Genomic DNA, 16786 nt, shown 5'->3' on the forward strand with positions numbered 1-16786 from the left:
CGGTGTCCAGGAGAAACCATGCGTACCCCTCCCCCACGTCGCGCCCGGACCGCCCTGCTCACGGCGCTCGCCCTGGTCGCCTCGGTCGGCCTCACCGCGTGCGGCGGGTCGGCCGTCGGCGACGACGACACCCCCCGACTGCGCATCGGCTACCAACGGTTCGGCGGGCTGAGCCTGGTCAAGGCGCGAGGTGAGGCACCGGACGCCGAATGGTCGCTGTTCGAGAGCGGCCCGGCGCTGACCGAGGCGCTCAAGGCAGGATCGATCGACATCGGACAGACCGGTGAGGCACCGCCGATCTTCGCCGCCGCCGGCAAGATCCCGTTCTCCGTCATCGGCACCTCCGAGCCGGTCCCACAGGGCGAGGCGGTGCTGGTCAGGGAGGACTCCGGGATCCGCACCTTCGCCGACCTGAAGGGACGCACGGTCGCCCTGAACAAGGGCTCCAACGTGCACTGGCTGCTCGTCCGGCTGTTGGAGGCGAACAACCTGACCCTGGGGGACATCAACGTCAAGTACCTCAAGCCCGCCGAGGGGCGGCCCGCCTTCGACAACGGTCAGGTCGACGCCTGGGTGATCTGGGACCCCTACTTCGCCCTCGCCGAGCGACCCGGGGTGCGGATCCTGGCCGACGCCACCGGCCTGGCCAGCAACCGCGAGTACGTGCTGGCCCACCCGGACGCGCTGACGGACAAGTCCCCACAGATCGAGTCGTTCCTGCGTACCTACCGGACGGTCACCGACTGGGGCATCGCCAACCCCACCGAACGCGCCTCGGTGCTCGCCCCCGAACTGAAGATCCCCGAGGACGTCACCAGCCGGGCCCTGGACCGCAGCGCCCGCGCCCTGGCACCGGTCACCCCCGCCGTCGGTGACGAGTTGCAGGCCATCGCGGACGGCTTCGCCGCGCTGGAACTCATCCCCGGCCCGGTCGACATCCGCTCCCGGATCGACGACCGCTTCAACGAGGTCTACCAGTGACCAGCACAGCCACCCCTGGCGCCCCACCCACCCCCACAGATCCTGGTACGTCGCGGCCCTCTGCGGGGCGTCGACGTACCACGGTCTCCGGGATCGCCGGGTGGCGGCTGGCCAGTCCGGTGCTGCTGGTGTCGGGGTGGGAACTGGCGGCGCGGGCCGGGTGGCTCGCGCCGGAGAAACTGCCCGCACCGAGCACCGTGCTCGCCACCGGATGGCGTCTGGCCAGCGACGGCACCCTACTGACCCACCTGCTCGACTCGCTCAGCCGGGCCGGTGCCGGGCTGCTCATCGGCGGCGGGCTCGCCCTGCTCCTCGGTGCCGTCGCCGGGCTGCTGCGACTCGGTGACGCCCTGATCGACCCACCGGTCCAGATGGCCCGGATGCTGCCGCATCTCGGACTCGTACCGCTGCTGATCATCTGGGTCGGTATCGGTGAGTCGCTGAAGATCAGTCTGGTCGCCCTCGGTGCCTTCTTCCCGCTCTACTTCAACACCTACGCCGGCATCCGGGACATCGACGAACGACTGGTCGAGGCGGCCCGCACCTGCGGCCTGGGTCCCGTCGCCCGGCTGCGGCACGTGGTGCTGCCCGGCGCGCTGCCCGCCCTGTTCCTGGGACTGCGGCTGGCCATCGGCGCCGCCTGGCTCAGCCTGGTGGTCGGCGAGCAGGTCAACGCGCAGACCGGCATCGGCTTCCTGATGATGGAGGCCCGCGAGTTCAGCCAGACCGACGTGGTGGTCCTCGGCCTGCTCGTCTACGCCCTGCTCGGACTGCTCTCCGACGTGGCCATCCGCACCCTGGAGAGGAGGACGCTGTCATGGCGACGAGGACTTCGGGCGACCTGACCGGCCCGACGGCGGTGCTGACCGCCACCGACGTACGCCGTGACTTCGGCACCACCACCGTGCTGGCCGGCACCTCGCTGAGCATCGCGCCCGGCGAGGTCGTCGCCCTGCTCGGCGGCAGCGGCTCCGGCAAGAGCACCCTGCTGCGCGTCCTCGCCGGGCTCGACGAGGAGGCCACCGGCGACACCGTCCTACGTGGCACCGCCGCAGTCGTCTTCCAGGAGCACCGGCTGCTGCCGTGGAAACGGGTCGCCGACAACGTCGCCCTGGGACTGCCCGGCCCGGACGTGGCAGCACGGGTCGACCGGGCGCTGGCCGAGGTCGGCCTCGCCGACCGGCACCGCGCCTGGCCCGCCGAACTCTCCGGCGGCCAGGCACAGCGGGTCGCGGTCGCCCGAGCCCTGGTACGCGAACCCGACGTGCTGCTGCTCGACGAGCCGTTCGGCGCGCTCGACGCGCTCACCCGACTCCGGATGCAGGCGCTGCTGCGTCGACTACGCGCCGAGCACGGCTTCGCCGCGCTGCTGGTCACCCACGACGTCGAAGAGGCACTGCTGCTCGCCGACCGGCTGCTCCTGCTGGAGTCCGGCGTCATCGCGGAGGAGCTGCACGTTCCGCTCGGCCCGGACCGTACTCCCGACGACCCGGCCTTCGGCGCGCTACGCCGCCGCCTGCTCGACCGACTCGGCGTACCCACCTGAGGACGAGACGTCGCCGCTCAGGCGACGAACCTGCCGCCCTTCACACCCTGGACGAAGCCGGCCCACTGGTCGGTGTTGAACGACAGCACCGGCCCGTGCCGGTCCTTGCTGTCCCGCACCAGCACGGCCTCGGGTGGCGTGGCCATCTCGATGCAGTCTCCGCCCGCGTTGCTCCGTGTGCTCTTCTTCCAGTTGAGGGTGGTCATGTCCGCTCCTCTGCGATAGATGCGATGAGCTTGCGAGACTGCGTCTCGCTGAGGGCCTTGTTCTCGGTGGCGGACCACACAGCTTCGTACGCCTCGACCTCCGCTGGCTTTTCGAGGTACAGCGCACCTGTGAGGCCGTCCGAGTAGATGATGGACGGCTCGCTGCCGTGTTCGAAGTCGAGGATCGTGAAGGCGCCGTTCGTCAGGTTGGCGCGGTACAGATCGACGCCGAACGGCAGCACCCGAAGGGTCACATTGGGCTGACGGCTGACCGTCACCAGATGGCCAAGTTGTTCAGCGTCCACGCACCGCCGGAGGGCAGCCTCGTCCAGCAGGATGTCGACCTGTGGCGCGCGGGGTGCAGTGCGGGTCAACAGCGCCTGTCGACCGAGTCGCACCGCAACGCTTCGATCGATCTCCTCGGCGGTCATGTCGGGCCGTGCGACCTCATAGACATTGGTGGCGTACGCCTTCGTCTGGAGTAGACCAGGAATCAACTGCGCCTCGTACTTCCGCAAACGAGCAGCAGCCGCTTCCAGTCCTACGTACAGCTCAAACCACTCTGGTATGGCGTCACCATAGGAATGCCACCATCCTCGACCCCTCGTCTCCTTGGCGAGCCCCATCAGCGCCTCGGTAATCTCCGGTGACGCTCCGTACACTCTGCACATCGCCTCTGCGTCTAGCGATCGCATCGAGGTAGCACCGGATTCGATCCGCCAGATCTTCGGAGTTGACCATTCGAGGGCATCGGCTGCCGCCTTGATGGTCATGCGTGCCTCTTCGCGGAGGTGCCGCAAGTGCCGCCCGAGCTGCCGCCTGGGAACTGTCGAGCCGGTGTCGGTAGTCACTGACCACTCCCTTTTCCTGACTACATACCGGGCGATGACTGCACCCGATTTGTAACACCTGCCGAACACGCTACGCAATGCAGTCCTTCGTATTGAGATCCTCTCATACGTTTCATCCAAAATGAAATAGTGCATCCGTGGCCGTCGGCAACAGACGATGAACCTGAGTGTGGTGGTCGGATGACCGTGCGTGGCCCGGCCACCACGCTCCTCATGGGAGGAGGGGTAGATGGTCCGGCAGATGACCTACAACGAGTTCCTGCTCGCCGCGGCTCTGACGTTCGCGCGTCGGCACCGACCGAAATGGAACCACGTGCTCAGGCGGGTGACATGTCGGTGTGGTCGGGATCTGCCGTGTCGGGTGCGCTATCCGATGCCGATCAATCGACGCCACTGGCCTGGGGAGACCTCGTGACGATGCACGGGCCGGTGGTGCCGATCTGGACCTGTACGGGGTGTGGTGCGCCGTGGCCCTGCCGGACACGTCGTCAGGAATTGCGGGTCGAGTACGACCAGGCTCCTATGTCGTTGGCGCTCTACCTCGGTGCGTGCCTGGTGGCGGCCAGTCAGGACATGGGGTGGGCTCCGGCCGGGCTGCTGCATCGGCGGTTCCTCGGGTGGCTGCCGTGACCATCGCGCCGCGCGCCGGTGACCTGCTCCTGATCGGGCCGCAGGCCAGCGTGCAGTTTCGTCGGCCGATCCTGTTCCGCGTGATCCGGGTGTTGACCTGGACCACGTACGACGGATGGATCTGGCTGGAGGGCTACCAGCTCGACATGCGGGGTGATGCGGTCACCCGGCGGGCCGTCTTCGTCCAACCGGCCGGACTACGAACCGCCCCGACACCCGTGGCGACCGGGCGACCAGGGCGCACGAAAGCTCCCCGCCGAGTGACGGACTGAGCAGGAGGCCCGCCGCCATACCCACGCGGACGCGGTGCGGGAACCGGCGGGAGGACCCGGTTCCCGCACCGCGCGTCCAACCTCGCCTCAGCTCACCGAGAAGCCGGCGAACAGCACCGAAGCCAGTCCCAGCGCGAGGACCAGGTTGAACACGGTGGCGGCACCGAAGACCGCCACCGGCCGCCACCCGGCCTGCCGCAGCGCGGCCACCCGCACCTCCAGGCCGATGCTGACGAAGGCCAGGATGAAGAACCAGGTTCGTAGGTCGTTGACGATCGCGATGGTGGCCTTGCCGTCCGCACCGGCGACGTCGAGGTACCAGGTGGCGATCACCGACGCGGCGACGAACCCGAGGACGAACTTCGGGAACCGGCGCCACAGCTCGCCGAGTCCCGGTCGGGCCGCGCCGGCCCGGCGCTCGACGTGCAGCGCGAAGTACGCGGTCAGCGCCACCGCGACCACGCCCATCAGCGCGTTCTGGGTGACCTTGACGATGCTGGCGATCTGCAACGCCTCGTCACCGGCCAGCGCTCCGGCGGCGGTGACCGCGGCGGTGGTGTCGATGTTGCCGCCGATCCAGGCGCCGGCCACCGCCGACTCCAACCCGAGCACGTCGGCCAGCCAGGGCAGCAGGAAGATCGACGGCAACGCGAAGACGATCACCAGGCTGGCCGTGTAGGCCAGTTGCTCGCGGCGGGCGCGTACCGCACCGGCGGCGGCGATCGCGGCACTGACCCCGCAGATGGAGACGGCGCTGGCGAGCAGCGCCCGCAGCTTGTCGTCCAGACCGAGCCGCCCGGCCAGCCACCAGGTGAACAGGAACACGCCGCTGATCAGCAACAACGCCTGGGCGATGGCCGGACCGGCGGCGCTGGCGATGACCGCCAGGTTGATCGACGCACCGAGCAGCACCAGACCGGTCTTGATGAAGAACTCGGTGCGGAACGCGGCGGCGATCCGGTCCCGTAGCCCGGTCAGCGTCACCACCGCGTTGCCGAGCAGGCCCAGCAGGATGGCGTACACCGGGTATTCGATCGCGCCCGTGACGTCCTCGACCGCCGTTCCCTCGGCCCAGGTGGGCACGTTCTGTTCGAGATAGCGGGTCAGGACGGCGAGGGCGAGGACGACCAGCAGGCCCACGGCGGTCCAGGCCCAGAAGGAGCCGCCGGCCGGCGGTGTCGCGGCCGGCGGCAGGCCCGCCGGACCGGCGGGTGCCGACTCGGTGTATACGGGTGCACCGGTCGCGCCCGCTGGGGAGCCGTCCGTGGTGGCCGTCGAGTCGACGGCGGCCTCGGGGTCGGCCGGGACGGTGGGGTCCGTGTCGGCGGGTGCGGTGGTGCCGGTCGCGGGTCGGCTGGCGTCGGTGGTCATCAGGGCACCAGTCCGGCGGGGATGACGCCGATCAGGACCAGCGCGAGCAGGGCCAACCCGAGGAGGGTGGCGGCCCAGTCCTCGTTGATGGCGAACCGGCTCTCCGGCGCGGTCGGGGTGGGCTGTGGTTCGGGGGCACTCATGGGGGTTCCTCCGGGGGTGAGAGGGCACGGCGACGCAGAGGGCGTACGGACGCGTGGAGTGATCGAATCCGCCGGGTGACACCAGCGGACGGGCTCGACGTCGGGCTCGCGCCGGTCAGGCGCGGCCCGAGCCGGTACAGAGTTCCGAGGCGACCCGCATCAGGTCGACGACCCGGCGGGATGTGAGTCGAGGATCGGTGACCACCGAACTATATTCCTACCGGCAAAGTAGGAATACAAGAGCTACCCACGATCCGGGCGGCACCCGGAACCGGCACGGGTCCACGCGGTGCCTAGAGGCGGGCGCTCACCGTCGCCACGCCGTCGCCGGTGATGTCCGCGAGGTAGGCACGTCGGCCCGCGAGGACCATGACCAGAGCCTCGGTCGTTCCCCGGACGACCGGGCCGTCCCCGCTGCGGAACGGCCCGTCGGTCGCCTCCCACCGCAGGCCCCTCGCCACATCGCGACTGTTGACGGCGAAGTTCCTGGACACGAAGAACTCGGCGACCGTGGTGGCCGCCTCGACCGTCGGCCCGCCGGGCAGTCCGAGCGGGCGACGGATGTCCTGGCCGTGCACGACGACCTCGCCCAGCCACGCGGCGGCGTGCCCGGACGGGGCGGTCGTGGCGGACACGGCGGCCCGGAACGTCGCCAGCGTCTCGGCGGGCGTCGCGCCGAGCTGCTCGCGCAGGCGACGCCGGTTGTGCACGTCCGGGCGGAACCCGGCGGCGGCCATGCTGCGCATCCAGCGGAACGGAGTCATGCGCGCCGCCGAGGTCAGATGGGCCAGCGTCTCCTCGACGCTCCAGGAGCCGCAGAGCGAGCGGGTGGCCCACTGCGCCTCGGTCAGATCAGCGAGATCGTCGGCCAGGACGCCACGGGCGGCGACGATCTGGGCGGCGATGCGGGCGGAGTCGCTGGAGTCGGCGGAGTTCATCGCTGAGCAGCTTAGAGCGTCCGGCAAGAGGCGGTGGAGGCGAGGCGGGTCCGCAACGCCTCGTCCCCGGTGGCCCTGCGGATCGGGACGGCCGGGCACTATCCTTCGCCGGATGGGCACCTCCGGTGGCAACGAGCGGACGGTTGTCGCGTCGAACCGCAAGGCGCGGCACGACTACACGATCCTCAAGACGTACGAGGCGGGGATCGTGCTGGCCGGCACCGAGGTGAAGTCGCTGCGCGAGAAGCGGGTGTCGCTCGTCGACGCCTTCGCGCAGGAACGCGACGGCGAGATCATGCTCTACGGCCTGCACATCGCCGAGTACGGCTATGGCACGTGGACCAACCACGCGCCCCGGCGGACCCGGAAACTCCTGCTGCGCCGGGTGGAGATCGAGCGCATCCTGGCCCAGACCCGGGAGGGCGGGATCACGCTGGTGCCGCTGTCGATGTACTTCTCCGGCGGTTGGGCCAAGGTCGAGCTGGCCCTGGCCAAGGGCCGCAAGGCCTACGACAAACGGCAGGCGCTCGCCGCTCGGGACGCCGACCGGGAGATCGCCCGGGAGATGGGGCGTCGTCTGAAGGGTCGGACGGGCCGGTACGCCGAAGGCCGCGCGACCGGTCGGTGATCAGCCGGCGAGCAGGTGTTCGTGCGCCGCGCGCAGCCGGGCGAGCGCGGGATCGCCGCCGGTGGGGGCGCGTCGCTCCAACTCGGCCCAGACCTCGGCGAGCGCGGTCGTCACCGCGCGCAGCTCGGCGGCGTGTCGACGGCCACTCTGCTCCCGTTGGGCCTCCAGCCGGCGGGCCCATCCGGCGGTGACCTCGGCGAGCCGGTCGGCGTCGGCGCGGGCCTGGCCGGCGGTGCGCACCGCGCCCGGCGGCACGATCGCGGCGACCGGCCGGGGGTCGCCGTCGCGGGTGATCACGGTGACGGTGTCGGTCAGCTCCGCCATGGCGACGAGCTGGCTCAGTCGGGTGCGCGCCTCGCGGAGCGGCAGCGAGCGCGGCGGGGCGGTGCCTGGGGTGAGGGCGGGGACAGCCATGAATACATGGTGGGTGCGGGGTACGACACTTTCCGCAACCGTCCATCAGGGAGCGTGGTCACCGGGCGTACACGGAACCCTGGACATCTACAGTAAACAATCCTAATAATTGAGCATCCGTCGATCGACGGCCCTCGTCCCCCGGGAGGTCCGGATGCGTCGCCCCACCCGACATCTGCTGCTCACCGCCGTCGCGGCCCTGGCCACCGTCGTCGCCACCACGCTGGTGGCGACCAGCCCGGCACAGGCCGCCGGTCCCACCGCCGGCTTCGTCAAGACCGCCGACTGGGGCACCGGCTGGGAGGGCAGGTACACCGTCACCAACAGCGGCAGCAGCACCATCACCTCCTGGCAGGTCGCCTTCACCCTGCCCACCGGGACCACCCTGGGCTCATTCTGGGACGCCACCGTCAGCAGCGTCGGTCAGCGGCACACCTTCACCAACCGATCCTGGAACGGCACCCTCGCCCCGGGCGCCTCGACCTCCTTCGGCTTCCTGGCCACCGGGCCCGGGTCACCCACCGACTGCCGGATCAACGGCGCGCCCTGCGGCGGCGGCACCCCGACGACCCCGCCGACCACCACTCCTCCGACCACCACGCCGCCCACCACGCCACCGCCCAGCACCCCACCGCCGACCACCGTGCCACCCACCACGCCACCGCCGACGACACCGCCCACCGGCGGCCTGCCCCGACGGGCTCTGATCGGCTACCTGCACGCCAGCTTCGCCAACGGCTCCGGCTACCTCCGGATGGCCGACGTACCGGCCGAGTGGGACGTCATCAACCTCGCCTTCGGCGAACCCACCACGGTCACCTCCGGCGACATCCGGTTCCAGCTCTGCCCGGCCAGCGAGTGTCCGGGTGTAGAGAGCGAGGCCGAGTTCACCGCCGCGATCCGGGCCAAGCAGCAGCAGGGCAAGAAGGTGCTGCTCTCCATCGGCGGGCAGAACGGGCAGGTCCAGCTCACCACGACCACCGCCCGGGACGCCTTCGTCCGCTCGGTGTCGGCGATCGTCGACCGGTACGGCCTCGACGGGCTCGACATCGACTTCGAGGGCCACTCCCTGTACCTCGATGCCGGTGACACCGACTTCCGCAACCCGACCACCCCGGTCGTGGTGAACCTGATCTCGGCGATCCGTACGCTCAAGCAACGCTACGGCGCAGGCTTCCTGCTCACCATGGCGCCGGAGACGTTCTTCGTCCAGCTCGGCTACCAGTTCTACGGGCCGGGACCGTGGGGCGGCCAGGACCCGCGCGCCGGGTCGTACCTGCCGGTGATCCACGCGCTGCGGGACCACCTGACCATGCTGCACGTGCAGAACTACAACTCGGGCCCGATCGTCGGGCTGGACGGCCAGTACCACACCATGGGCGGGGCCGACTTCCACATCGCGATGACCGACATGCTGCTGGCCGGCTTCCCGGTGGCCGGCAACCCGGACCGCTTCTTCCCCGCGCTGCGGGAGGACCAGGTGGCCTTCGGCGCGCCCTCGTCGGTCAGCGCGGGCAACGGCTACGTCGCCCCGGCCGGGGTGCAGGCGGCCGTCACCTGCCTGGTCCGGGGGCAGAACTGCGGCGGTTACACGCCGCGCAGCGGCACCAACCCGAACTTCCGTGGCCTGATGACCTGGTCGATCAACTGGGACCGCTTCTACCAGTGGGAGTTCGGCCGCAGCCACGGCCCGTTCCTCAAGGCCCTGCCCTGACCCGTGGCCGCACACGGTGATGGCCCCGAGCGCCGTTGCTCGGGGCCACCACCGGCCCTGGGGCCGGGCCGACGCTCAGGGCGTCGGACGGTCCCGGCGGGACGGGAACTGCGCGCCGGGACGCGCCAGGCTCGACCGGGCACGCAGCCCGACCGGGTCGGCGGCGGACACGGCGGCCGGCGCCGGCGCGGCGGCGGTCGAGTCCCGCAGCGAGTCCAGGTATGCCATGGCCGCCCGGTCCTCGTCCGTCGGCGCCGCGAGCAGGGCGTACACCAGGCCCACCACGCCGAAGATCACCAGCAGGACGATCGGCAGCAGCATCGTGCTGACCGTGGCCCCGGCCAGCTCGGTCCGCTGGTCGTGCAGGTGCACCGACATCGCGCTCATCCCGGTGAAGTGCATGCCGTTGACCGCCACACCCATCACCAGCGCCGAGCCGAAGATCGCCAGTCCCCGACGGACGGTGACCGCCAGCCAGAGCGCCACGGTGGCGGCAACCACCGCGATCACGATCGACGCCGCCACCCGCAGCGAGTCGTAGCTGATCCGGCCGTCCAGCCGCATCGCGGCCATGCCGCTGTAGTGCATCGCCGCCACACCGAGACCGGTGAACAGGCCACCGGCCAGGATGCGGACCGCCGACAGCCGGCCGGTGCCCACGATGGCCAGACCGATGCCGACCGCGAGCACCGCCAGCAGGGCGCTGGCGACGGTGATCGGCACGTCGTACCGGATCCGCGAGCCGGTCACCGCGAAGCCAAGCATCGCCATGAAGTGCATCGTCCAGATCGCGGTGCCGCCGAGCGCCCACGCCGCGAGCGTCCCCCACCAGATCTTCTGCCCGGTGGACTGCGCGATCCTTATCCGGCCCGCGAAGATCAGGCCGAGAATGGAACCCAGCACCGACAGGGCGTAACTGATCCCCGGCGTGATCCATCCGTATTCAAAATGATTGATTTCCGCCACAACGGGCTCCCCCCAGAGCTGCTACCAACGCGTAGCGACGCGCCGAAGACATGATCGGGGAGCACCCGAGCAGGCACAATAGGCGTTCGGGGGCACTTCGCGCTGTGTTGTCACGATTACTCAGCGATGCGTCGATTCCCGACGGTCACACTCACGCGGGCGAATGGTAGGCCAGCACTCCCCGGTTGACGGCCGCGATCGCCTGTCGGGCCGTGGCCCGCAGCTCGGTCGAGGCGCCACCCGAATCGGCCACCTGCCCGAGCAGGTCCACCACCTGACGGGCCCACCGGACGAAGTCGCCGGCCGGCATCTCGCCGTCCAACTCGTGCCCGCTGGCCAACACCTTCGCCAACGCCTCACCCCGCGCCCAGCGGTAGACCGGCCAGGCGAAGCCCAGGTCGGGCTCCCGGGTGACGGTCAGGCCCCGCGCCGCCTCGTCGGCCTCGATCTCGCTCCACAGCTTCAACGTCGCGTCCACCGACTCGGCGACCGCGCCACGCGGCAACGACGCCCGCTCGTCGACGTCCCGACGCGCCTCGAAGACCACCACCGAGACCGCCGCCGCCAACTCGGCCGGGGAGAGCCCGTCCCAGACGCCACGCCGCAGGCACTCCGCGACCAGCAGGTCGGCCTCCGTCCAGATCCGCCCCAGCATCCGCCCGGCGTCGGTCACCGCACCCTCGGCGGTCAGGTAGCCGCGCGCGGTGAGCAGGGCCACGATCCGGTCGAACGTACGGGCCAACGACCCCGTCCGTCCGGAGACCCGCTGCCGCAACTCCTCGGTGTCCCGCTCCAGCCGACGGCGGCGCTCCGCCCAGCGGGCGTGTTCCTCCCGCTCCGGGCAGGCGTGACAGGGGTGTCGCCGCATCTCGGAGCGGAGCTGGGTCAGCCGGTGGTCCTCCCCCGACTGTCGGCCGCGCGCGCCCCGACGGGAGTGCCGGTCCAGGCCGGTGCCGCTGACCTGCGCCGCCAGGTCCCGCCGCGCGGCCGGGTTGCGGTGGTTGAAGTGCTTGGGCACCCGGATGCGCGCCAGCACCTCGGCCGGGGTGGTGAAGTCGCCGGGACTGATCCGACCCGCCCACCGGTCCTGCGTGAGCACCAGCGGCCGGGGCTCGCTGAACCCGCCGGCCGCCGGGTCGAGCACCACGGCCAGACCGGCCCGGCGTCCCGACGGCACCCGGATCACGTCACCCACCCGCAGCCGCTCCAGCGCCGCCACCGCCGCCGCCCGGCGCTGACTCTGCCCCTGGCGCGCGATGGCCCGCTCCCGATCGGAGATGGCCACCCGCAGCGCGAAGTACTCGTCGAAGTCACCGTGGTGGCAGGCCGCCTCCGCGCCGTACGCATCGATGGTCTCGGTGTTGCGCTGCACCTGCCGGGCCAGGCCGACCACCGACCGGTCCGCCTGGAACTGCGCGAACGACGACTCCAGCAGCTCGCGGGCCGGTGCCGCGCCGACGCTGCCGACCAGGTTGACCGCCATGTTGTACGAGGGCCGGAAGCTCGACCGCAGCGGGTACGTCCGGGTGGAGGCCAGCCCCGCCACGTGCCGTGGATCGGTCTCCGGCGACCACACCACCACGGCGTGCCCCTCGACGTCGATGCCCCGTCGCCCGGCCCGCCCGGTGAGCTGCGTGTACTCCCCCGGGGTCAGGTCGACGTGGGCCTCGCCGTTGTACTTGACCAGGCGCTCCAGCACCACGCAGCGGGCCGGCATGTTGATGCCCAGGGCGAGCGTCTCGGTGGCGAAGACCGCCTTCACCAGCCCCCGGACGAACAGCTCCTCGACGACCTCCTTGAACGCCGGGAGCATGCCCGCGTGGTGGGCGGCCAGCCCACGCTCCAGGCCGTCGAGCCACTCCCAGTAGCCCAGCACCGACAGGTCCTCGCCCGGGATGGCGGTGATCCGGGACTCCACCACCCGGCGGATCTCCGAACGCTCCTCGGGCGAGGTGAGCCGCAGCCCGGCCGCCAGGCACTGCTGCACCGCCGCGTCGCAGCCGGCCCGGCTGAAGATGAACAGGATCGCCGGCAACAGGCCCTCGCGGTCCAGCCGATCCACGATGTCCGGCCGCAGCGGCCCGCGCCAGCGCGGACCCCGACGCCCGGCACCCGGCCCGGCGGACCGGCCCTCGCCCAGGTCGAGGCGGCGCACCGTGTCCCGGGTGTAGCGCAGCAACTCCGGGTGCACGTCGTGCTTACGGGCCGCGTCGGCGTCGTGGAACAGGTCGAACATCCGCTTGCCGACCAGCATGTGCTGCCACAACGGCACCGGGCGGTGCTCGCTGACCACCACCGTGGTCTCGCCACGCACGGTGATCAGCCAGTCGGCGAACTCCTCGGCGTTGGACACGGTCGCCGACAGCGACACCAGCGTGACCGAGGCGGGTAGGTGGATGATGACCTCCTCCCACACCCCGCCCCGGAACCGGTCGGCCAGGTAGTGGACCTCGTCCATCACCACGTACGCCAGGCCCTGGAGGGTGGTCGACCCGGCGTAGAGCATGTTGCGCAGCACCTCGGTGGTCATCACCACCACGGGCGCGTCGCCGTTGATGGCGTTGTCGCCGGTGAGCAGCCCGACCTGCTCGGCACCGTAGCGGTCGACCAGGTCATGGTACTTCTGGTTGGACAGCGCCTTGATCGGCGTGGTGTAGAAGCACTTGCGCCGGGCGCCGTCGGCCGGTGCCGGCTGCCCGGGCGCACCCCGCAACGCCAGGTGTACGGCGAACTCGCCGACCACGGTCTTGCCGGCCCCGGTCGGAGCGCACACCAGCACCCCGCTGCCCCGCTCCAGCGCCTGACACGACTCGCGCTGGAAGTCGTCGAGGTCGAACCCGAGATCGGCGGTGAACTCTTCCAGAGCCGGGAACTGTGAGGCCTGGGCGGCCCGGCGACGCGCCGCGGCGTACCGCTCGGCGGGGCTCGACATGTCACCAAGATTAGTGCGTGCCCCCGACGGCCACCCGGCAAGGCCGTCCGGCAGGGTGGTCCGGGTGGGTCGGTAGGGTGCACGTCGTGCCGGATCATCCCGAACCGAGCGACGCCGTACCCGGTGCCGCAGACGCCCGCCGAGGGCCGTCCCGCCGCCCCGTGCGGGCGGTGCTGCTCGACTTCCACGGCACGCTCGCACAGGTGGAGGAGCCCACCGAGTGGGTGCGGGCCGCCGCCGCGACGTGCGGTGTCACGCTGGACCGGATTCGCGCCACCTCGCTGGCCGACCGGCTGCTCACCGCCGGCCGGGCCGGTGGACCGCTGCCGGGCCGGGTACCGCCCCGACTGGCCGAACTGTGGGCCGACCGTGACCTCTACCCGCACGCCCACCGGGGCGCGTACACCGGGCTGGCCGAGACGGTCGACGCCGGGATCGACGGGTTCGCCGACGCCCTCTACGAGCGCGTGCTGGTGCCGGAGGGCTGGGTGCCGTACCCGGACACCGCCCCGACGCTGGCCGGACTACGGGCGGCCGGCGTACGCGTGGGCGTGGTCAGCAACATCGGCTTCGACCTGCGGCCCATCTTCGACGCCTGGGGCCTCGCCGACCTGGTCGACGCATTCGTCCTCTCCTACGAGGTGGGCCGCTGCAAGCCGGACCCGGCGATCTTCTGGCGCGCCTGCGGGATGCTCGGCGTCGACCCCGAGGAGTCGCTGATGGTCGGCGACACCCCCGCCGACGCCGGAGCCGTGGCCGCCGGCTGCGCCGTCCTGGTCCTACCCCCCGCCGACCCCGGCCGCCCCAACGGCCTCGGCTCCGTCCTAGACCTCCTCCCCCACCCCTAACGCCCCCGCCACTCCCCTAGTTGATCAAGAGGTTTGCGCCACTGATTTGCTCTCGTCGCGACCAAAACTCCTTGATCAACCACGTCGGTGCCTGAACGCCTGGGGTCCGGTGCTTCCTGGTGCGTGGCGCTCTCCACGCACGCTGCCCTGACGCGTGATGTCTCGCCTGGGTCGCCCCCCGCCTCGGCCGGGCTGCCACCACTTAGCCGCGCCTCGCCCCGTCGTTGCCGATCATGGAGTTGTGGCGAGCTGAATTGCGGACAGAGGTGGCGAAATGGCGACCACAAGTCCATGATCACGGGGACGACGGGGACGGGGCGGTGGCTTGCGAGGGTGGGTGGGGAGAGGTGTCAGCGGAGGAGGTTCAGGGCGGCGGGGACGGCGGTGACGGTGACCGGGAGGGGTAGCGAGCGCTCGCCGTCGGCGTACGTGGTGATGCCCTCGGCGGCCACGGTCACCGTGCGGGCGCGGTAGGTGCGTACCAGCGGGTGGTCCACGTGCGTGCCGGCGTAGATGCGCGGCTTCACCCGGATCAGGGTACGGCGGTCGAACCGGCCGCCGACCACCACGTCGAGCAGCCCGTCGGTCGGGTCAGCGTCCGGGCAGATCCGCATCCCGCCGCCGTAGCTGGCGCTGTTGCCGACCGCCACCAGCACCGCGTCCACGTCGACCCGCTCGCCGTCGAGGGTGAGGGTGTACCGGCGTGGGCGCAGTCGGGCCAACTCCACCAGGATCGCCAGGTCGTACCGGCGGGCGCCCTTCGGCCGGCGCATCCGGTTGGCCCGCTCGTTGACGATCGCGTCGAAGCCGGCCGCGAGCACCGCGCCGTACCAGCGCACCGTGTCGTCGTACCCGGTCATCCTGGCCAGGTCGACCGGTCGGCTGCGGCCCTCGCGCAGCGCCGCCGCGATGGTGGCCGCCGCCGCGCGCGGGTCGCTCGGGAATCCGGTCTCGATCGCGAAGTCGTTGCCGGTGCCGGCGGGCACCGGGGCGAACGGCACCGTGGTGCCGGCCACCGCCTGCACCGCCCGGTGTACCGTGCCGTCGCCACCCACCGCGACCAGCGCGGACACGCCCTCGGCGACCGCCGCCCGGCAGGCCGCCTCCGCCTCGAGTGCGCTGCCCGCGTGCAGCAGCCGCACCGGGCGCCCGGCGGTCGAGAGCCGGTCCACCAGGTCCGGCAGCAGACCCCGGTGCCGGCCACGCCCGGCGGTCGGATTCGCCAGTACGGCGACAGGTCCCTCGGGGTTCGGGAGGTGATCGTCTGCGGTCACGGCGTGCACCGTACCCGCCATCCGGTCCAGGGGTCAGCGGGGAAGAGGCGGAATTCCCCGGGTCCGCACAGCACGAACGCCGCCCCTCGGCGGGAGCGGCGTTCGTGGTGATCGTCCGGGTCAGGTCACGTCGTCGAAGCGACGCTCGATCGGCCGGGGCGCGGTGACCGGCTCGGGGGCGTCGATCGGGCTGGACGCCTCCACCCGCGCGCCCGCCTGCACCGGCTCCGGGTCGGTCTCCAGCGGGGAGACCTCGTCGTCGTCGAGACCGGCGTAGACCTCCTTGCCGCGCCCACGCCGCTTGTCGTTGAGGAACGCGACCCCGACGGCGGCGAAGTAGAGCGCGCACAGGCACAGTGCCAGCGCGGTCATGCCGAACGGGTCCGGCGTCGGGGTGACCACCGCGGCGAAGGCGAAGAACAGGAAGACGGCGATCCGCCACCAGCCGAGCAGCTTCTTCGCGCTGGCGATACCGACGAAGTTGAGCATCAGCACGATCAGCGGGAACTCGAACGCCACCCCGAACAGCAGGATCAGGTTGGTGACGAACGATATGTAGCGGGTGATGTCCAGCGTCGTGTTGATGTCGTCGCCGGAGACCTGGAGCAGGAACTCCAGGCCCTTGGAGGTGACGAAGTACGCCAGCACCGCGCCGGCCGCGAACAGCGGTGCCGCCAGGGCGGTGAAGGCGTACGCGTACCGCCGCTCGTTGCGGTGCAGGCCCGGAGCAATGAACGCCCAGAGCTGGTACAGCCAGATCGGCGCGGCGACGATCAGCCCGACCCAGAGACTGATCTTCAGGTTGAGCAGGAAGACGTCTGCCGGGCCGAGCTGGACGAAGTTGCATCGACCGTCGGGAAGGGTACTCCCGGGCAACTGGCAGTACGGCTGGGACAACAGGTCGAGCACCGGCCGGGCGAGCCAGAGGCCGAGGCCGAAGCCGACCAGGATGGCCAGCGACGCCTTGAACAGCCGGCTACGCAGCTCACGGAAGTGCTCGATCAGGGTCATCGAGCCGTCGGCGGCCCGCTCGAAGTTGCTCGGCCCGCGTTTGCGGAGTCCGAAGGCCACG

17 protein-coding genes are annotated in these 16786 nt (G+C 71.2%); 7 read left to right on the forward strand and 10 right to left on the reverse strand.

Going from position 1 to position 16786, the window contains the following annotated elements; translation table 11 throughout:
* Nucleotides 1-18: 18 nt before the first annotated feature.
* Genes ACIBMZ_RS14145 through ACIBMZ_RS14155 form a run of 3 tightly spaced genes read left to right on the forward strand, consistent with a single transcriptional unit; the run spans nt 19 to nt 2527 of the window.
* The gene (locus tag ACIBMZ_RS14145; RefSeq protein WP_396693630.1) at nt 19-981 is read left to right on the forward strand and encodes an aliphatic sulfonate ABC transporter substrate-binding protein; all 963 of its coding nucleotides are present in this window, start codon (nt 19-21) and stop codon (nt 979-981) included.
* Complete coding sequence (locus tag ACIBMZ_RS14150) at nt 978-1826, forward strand: ABC transporter permease (RefSeq protein ID WP_396693632.1); 849 nt, start codon at nt 978-980, stop codon at nt 1824-1826. The genes ACIBMZ_RS14145 and ACIBMZ_RS14150 overlap by 4 nt, the downstream gene beginning before the upstream one ends.
* Nucleotides 1799-2527, forward strand: coding sequence for an ABC transporter ATP-binding protein (locus ACIBMZ_RS14155; protein WP_396693634.1), 729 nt, complete (start codon nt 1799-1801; stop codon nt 2525-2527). The genes ACIBMZ_RS14150 and ACIBMZ_RS14155 overlap by 28 nt, the downstream gene beginning before the upstream one ends.
* A 17-nt stretch (nt 2528-2544) precedes the next feature.
* On the opposite strand, the gene ACIBMZ_RS14160 is transcribed toward ACIBMZ_RS14155, so the two are convergent.
* Both ACIBMZ_RS14160 and ACIBMZ_RS14165 read right to left on the reverse strand, forming a co-directional pair.
* Nucleotides 2545-2733, reverse strand: a complete 189-nt coding sequence (locus ACIBMZ_RS14160) for a DUF397 domain-containing protein (RefSeq protein WP_396693636.1) — start codon at nt 2731-2733, stop codon at nt 2545-2547.
* The gene (locus ACIBMZ_RS14165; protein ID WP_396693638.1) at nt 2730-3584 is read right to left on the reverse strand and encodes a helix-turn-helix domain-containing protein; all 855 of its coding nucleotides are present in this window, start codon (nt 3582-3584) and stop codon (nt 2730-2732) included. Before ACIBMZ_RS14165 ends, ACIBMZ_RS14160 begins: the two co-directional genes overlap by 4 nt.
* Nucleotides 3585-4216: 632 nt before the next feature.
* Between ACIBMZ_RS14165 and ACIBMZ_RS14170 the strand changes: the two genes are divergently transcribed.
* Nucleotides 4217-4486, forward strand: coding sequence for a hypothetical protein (locus ACIBMZ_RS14170; protein ID WP_396694155.1), 270 nt, complete (start codon nt 4217-4219; stop codon nt 4484-4486).
* Nucleotides 4487-4573: 87 nt separating this feature from the next.
* Here the strand turns inward: ACIBMZ_RS14170 and ACIBMZ_RS14175 are convergent, their stop codons facing one another.
* From ACIBMZ_RS14175 to ACIBMZ_RS14185, 3 genes are all read right to left on the reverse strand, one after another.
* The gene (locus ACIBMZ_RS14175; RefSeq protein ID WP_396693640.1) at nt 4574-5857 is read right to left on the reverse strand and encodes a putative sulfate exporter family transporter; all 1284 of its coding nucleotides are present in this window, start codon (nt 5855-5857) and stop codon (nt 4574-4576) included.
* Nucleotides 5857-6000 (reverse strand): hypothetical protein, encoded by a 144-nt coding sequence (locus ACIBMZ_RS14180; protein WP_396693642.1) that lies wholly within the window; start codon nt 5998-6000, stop codon nt 5857-5859. The genes ACIBMZ_RS14175 and ACIBMZ_RS14180 overlap by 1 nt, the downstream gene beginning before the upstream one ends.
* Before the next feature lie 293 nt (nt 6001-6293).
* Entirely contained in the window at nt 6294-6938 is a 645-nt protein-coding gene (locus ACIBMZ_RS14185) for a maleylpyruvate isomerase family mycothiol-dependent enzyme (RefSeq protein WP_396693644.1), read from the reverse strand.
* Nucleotides 6939-7050: 112 nt separating this feature from the next.
* Between ACIBMZ_RS14185 and smpB the strand changes: the two genes are divergently transcribed.
* Nucleotides 7051-7566, forward strand: coding sequence for an SsrA-binding protein SmpB (smpB, locus tag ACIBMZ_RS14190; RefSeq protein WP_396693646.1), 516 nt, complete (start codon nt 7051-7053; stop codon nt 7564-7566).
* Here the strand turns inward: smpB and ACIBMZ_RS14195 are convergent, their stop codons facing one another.
* Nucleotides 7567-7980, reverse strand: coding sequence for a type II toxin-antitoxin system Phd/YefM family antitoxin (locus ACIBMZ_RS14195; RefSeq protein WP_396693648.1), 414 nt, complete (start codon nt 7978-7980; stop codon nt 7567-7569).
* Nucleotides 7981-8155: 175 nt separating this feature from the next.
* Here ACIBMZ_RS14195 and ACIBMZ_RS14200 point away from each other — a divergent pair, with 175 nt between their 5' ends.
* On the forward strand, nt 8156-9694 hold the full coding sequence (locus ACIBMZ_RS14200; protein ID WP_396694157.1) for a chitinase: 1539 nt from the start codon (nt 8156-8158) through the stop codon (nt 9692-9694).
* Nucleotides 9695-9769: 75 nt separating this feature from the next.
* Here ACIBMZ_RS14200 and ACIBMZ_RS14205 read toward each other — a convergent pair whose 3' ends face one another.
* Both ACIBMZ_RS14205 and ACIBMZ_RS14210 read right to left on the reverse strand, forming a co-directional pair.
* Nucleotides 9770-10660, reverse strand: a complete 891-nt coding sequence (locus ACIBMZ_RS14205; protein ID WP_396693650.1) for an MHYT domain-containing protein — start codon at nt 10658-10660, stop codon at nt 9770-9772.
* Between the two features lie 151 nt (nt 10661-10811).
* Nucleotides 10812-13592, reverse strand: a complete 2781-nt coding sequence (locus tag ACIBMZ_RS14210) for a DEAD/DEAH box helicase (protein WP_396693652.1) — start codon at nt 13590-13592, stop codon at nt 10812-10814.
* 77 nt (nt 13593-13669) lie between these two features.
* Here ACIBMZ_RS14210 and ACIBMZ_RS14215 point away from each other — a divergent pair, with 77 nt between their 5' ends.
* Nucleotides 13670-14440, forward strand: a complete 771-nt coding sequence (locus ACIBMZ_RS14215; RefSeq protein WP_396693654.1) for an HAD family hydrolase — start codon at nt 13670-13672, stop codon at nt 14438-14440.
* Nucleotides 14441-14790: 350 nt separating this feature from the next.
* Here the strand turns inward: ACIBMZ_RS14215 and ACIBMZ_RS14220 are convergent, their stop codons facing one another.
* Together ACIBMZ_RS14220 and tatC are read right to left on the reverse strand one after the other, a co-directional pair.
* Complete coding sequence (locus tag ACIBMZ_RS14220) at nt 14791-15735, reverse strand: diacylglycerol kinase (protein WP_396693656.1); 945 nt, start codon at nt 15733-15735, stop codon at nt 14791-14793.
* 99 nt (nt 15736-15834) lie between these two features.
* On the reverse strand, nt 15835-16785 hold the full coding sequence (gene tatC / locus ACIBMZ_RS14225) for a twin-arginine translocase subunit TatC (RefSeq protein ID WP_396693658.1): 951 nt from the start codon (nt 16783-16785) through the stop codon (nt 15835-15837).
* Between the last annotated feature and the right edge of the window lies 1 nt (nt 16786).

This window comes from Micromonospora sp. NPDC049900, assembly GCF_044461025.1.
Classification (GTDB): Bacteria; Actinomycetota; Actinomycetes; order Mycobacteriales; family Micromonosporaceae; genus Micromonospora.

Coding starts and splice junctions, on each gene's coding strand:
- ACIBMZ_RS14145 (WP_396693630.1), top strand. CDS start 19: ATGCGTACCCCTCCCCCACGTCGCGCCCGGACCGCCCTGCTCACGGCG.
- ACIBMZ_RS14155 (WP_396693634.1), top strand. CDS start 1,799: ATGGCGACGAGGACTTCGGGCGACCTGACCGGCCCGACGGCGGTGCTG.
- ACIBMZ_RS14160 (WP_396693636.1), bottom strand. CDS start 2,733: ATGACCACCCTCAACTGGAAGAAGAGCACACGGAGCAACGCGGGCGGA.
- ACIBMZ_RS14175 (WP_396693640.1), bottom strand. CDS start 5,857: ATGACCACCGACGCCAGCCGACCCGCGACCGGCACCACCGCACCCGCC.
- ACIBMZ_RS14180 (WP_396693642.1), bottom strand. CDS start 6,000: ATGAGTGCCCCCGAACCACAGCCCACCCCGACCGCGCCGGAGAGCCGG.
- ACIBMZ_RS14185 (WP_396693644.1), bottom strand. CDS start 6,938: ATGAACTCCGCCGACTCCAGCGACTCCGCCCGCATCGCCGCCCAGATC.
- smpB (WP_396693646.1), top strand. CDS start 7,051: ATGGGCACCTCCGGTGGCAACGAGCGGACGGTTGTCGCGTCGAACCGC.
- ACIBMZ_RS14195 (WP_396693648.1), bottom strand. CDS start 7,980: ATGGCTGTCCCCGCCCTCACCCCAGGCACCGCCCCGCCGCGCTCGCTG.
- ACIBMZ_RS14210 (WP_396693652.1), bottom strand. CDS start 13,592: ATGTCGAGCCCCGCCGAGCGGTACGCCGCGGCGCGTCGCCGGGCCGCC.
- ACIBMZ_RS14220 (WP_396693656.1), bottom strand. CDS start 15,735: ATGGCGGGTACGGTGCACGCCGTGACCGCAGACGATCACCTCCCGAAC.